Here is a 2563-nt window from a genome sequence, read left to right on the forward strand (position 1 = left end):
GTTCCGGCCACGGCCCAGTCGGGCACGCTCACCGCCGGACGCGGCGGACGCAGCGGCACCGGCTCGGCCGGGCCCACCCGCCGTGGCGGTACTGCGTCGACGGCCGTGGGTCGGCCCCGCACCGGACGCACGTCGAGCACCTCGTCCCGGGCGGCCAGGTCGTGCCAGCCGCGGCGACGGCCCGTCCGGTCGAGGAGGGGTGACAGCAGGACGACGAGCAGCCCGACGCCGAGCGCGAGCACGCCCGCGAGGAGCACCAGACCGCGCACCAGGACCCGGAGCGCGCCCACGGGCAGGCGCGAGTCCACGTCGAGCGTGCGGATGCCGGTGGCCAGCCGCCCGACGGTCCAGCCGGTCCGGCCGTGCAGCACCCACTGGACCAGGGTCACGACGACGACGAGCAGCCCGCCCACGGCGGCGAGGCGGGCGTCGTCCTGGATCCGCGCCAGGGGAACGAGCCACCCGCCGAGCAGGAGCAGGATGCCGAGGTCGATCAGGCTGGCCGCCAGCCGACGGGGCATCGTGGCCGGCGACCGGTCGTCGGCGACGGGGTACGGGGCGTGCACCTGGGCTACCTGGCCTCTCTGAGCTGTCATCGTGAGCGTGCCGGTCGTCGGGGCCGGCGGTCCTTGAGCGACGCGGTGGACACCCGGGCGCGCATCCGCCTGCGCCAGCCGACGCTGTTGGTCATGGCGTCCACGGTCTCTTCGACGTCGGCCCAGTATGCGGTCGCGTGCGCCTCGCTCGGTCGGCCCGCGCTGAACACGGCCCGGTCGGCCGAGCGCGCGAGCGCGCCCACGCGCGCGACGACGGCTGCGCCGTCCGGGCCGTCGGCGAACGAGGCGGAGAGAGCACGTGCCGACTCGTTGCGGGTGGCCAGGGAGCCGGCCGGTCGGCGCAGGTCACGCGCGGTGTCCAGCACCTCGTCCCAGCCCCCGGCCACCCGGGCGACCGGGTCACCGCGGCGACGACGACGGCGCCGACGACGCGCCTTGAGGGCGACGACGACCAGCAGGGGGGCCGCCAGGACGAGCAGCGGCAGACCGACCAGACCGGCCACCCGAGCGATCCGCCACAGCAGGGCGTTGCGGTCGTCCTGCGCGTCCGGGTCGTCCGTCTGCGGCTGCTCGGTGTCCTCGTCGGGCGGTGTCACGGCACCCGGCGGCGGCGGCGGTGGCTGCACCACCTGCGGGTTCGGCTCGGAGGGCTTCTCCAGGTCCTCCTCCTGCGGCGTCTGCTCCGGTGGCGGGGTGGCGTCGAACGGCACCCACCCGTACCCCTGGAACGCGACCTCGACCCACGCCTGGACGTCCGCGCCGGTGACCTCGACAGGACCGTCGGCGCCGTCCTCGGGCACGAACCCCAGGACGACCCGGGAGGGCAGACCCATCTTGCGCACCATGAGCGCCATCGCCGAGGCGTACTGCTCGCCGTCACCCACCATGAGGTCGCCGCCGAGCAGCGTCGTGACCCGGTCGGCCCCGTGGCCCGACAGCGACTCGGTGCCCGACACGTCCATGCCGTGGCTGAAGTACCCCTTCTCCGACAGCCAGCTGGCCAGCGCACGGGTGATCTGCACGGGGCTGCCGGCGTCGCGCGCCACGTCCGCCGCCGTGATCTCGGCGATGTCCGGCACGCCGGCCGACGGCGGCTGGGCGAGGTCGGAAGCGGGCGCGCGCCCCACCTCGCTGTCCTCGGGCACGCGGGGCACCACGACGTCGACGCCGTACTCGAGCCCCTCGCGCAGGCCCCCGGTCAGCACCGCAGTCCCGGTGGCGTCGTTGTACCGCAGGCCGCTCGCGGTGTCGGTGCCCTCGAGGTCGAAGGACGTGGCCAGGCCGACCGTCGGGAGCCAGATGCCGGCCAGCTCCTCGATGCGGAAGTCGACGCGGGCCCGCTCACCGCGCGCAGTGGTCTCGATCAGCGGGCCGACCCGGCGGAACTGCCCGGACGCCTGCGCCGAGCCGTCGCCGGCCACGTTCCACACGACGCCGTCGTACCGGTCCATCGTGGCCAGCCGCACCCGGGCGCCGTCGGGCAGGCCGGTGACCGTGAACAGCGGGAGGTCCTTCTTGACGTAGTCGCGGAAGGCCGACAGCGGGCTCGGGTAGGCCCGCGGGTCGAACGGTGGCACCAGCTCGTCGCGCACGACCAGCCGCTCGGTCCCGCCCGCCACCAGGGGCGCTCCCAGCACCCCCGCGGTGCCCGCGACCACCACGAGGACGGCCGTGGCCACGACGCGCCGGGCACGCAGCAGGCCGGCGCGCCAGGCGGCCCACGGCAGCAGGACGACGACCAGCGCGAGGCCGGTGACCAGGGGGGCGACGAGGGGTCGCCGGGTGCCGAGGACGATCGTGGCCACGGCAGCGACCACCGGGACCAGGGCGGCCGACGCCGCCGCGGTCCCCGTGCGCGCGCGCAGCGCGACCGACACGGCGACCGCCGAGCCGACCAGCGCCAGCACGTACGCCGCGACGAGCAGCGTCCCTGCACTGCCGACGGGCGGCTGGAGCGTGAGCACCTGCTTCCAGGTGGACGCGACGCCGCGCGCCAGGTCCAGCAC

General features: G+C 76.0%; 2 protein-coding genes. Both read right to left on the bottom strand.

What is annotated here, in order from left to right; translation table 11 throughout:
- Positions 1-596: RDD family protein (locus RYN42_RS20195; protein ID WP_315099437.1), on the bottom strand; the 596-nt coding region annotated here is incomplete at its 3' end.
- Positions 593-2563 (bottom strand): transglutaminase domain-containing protein (locus tag RYN42_RS20200; protein ID WP_315099440.1); only part of this gene is annotated, 1971 nt, incomplete at its 5' end. The genes RYN42_RS20200 and RYN42_RS20195, both read right to left, overlap by 4 nt.

Origin of the sequence: uncultured Cellulomonas sp. (genome assembly GCF_963527515.1) — a bacterium.
Taxonomy (GTDB): Bacteria; Actinomycetota; Actinomycetes; order Actinomycetales; family Cellulomonadaceae; genus Cellulomonas.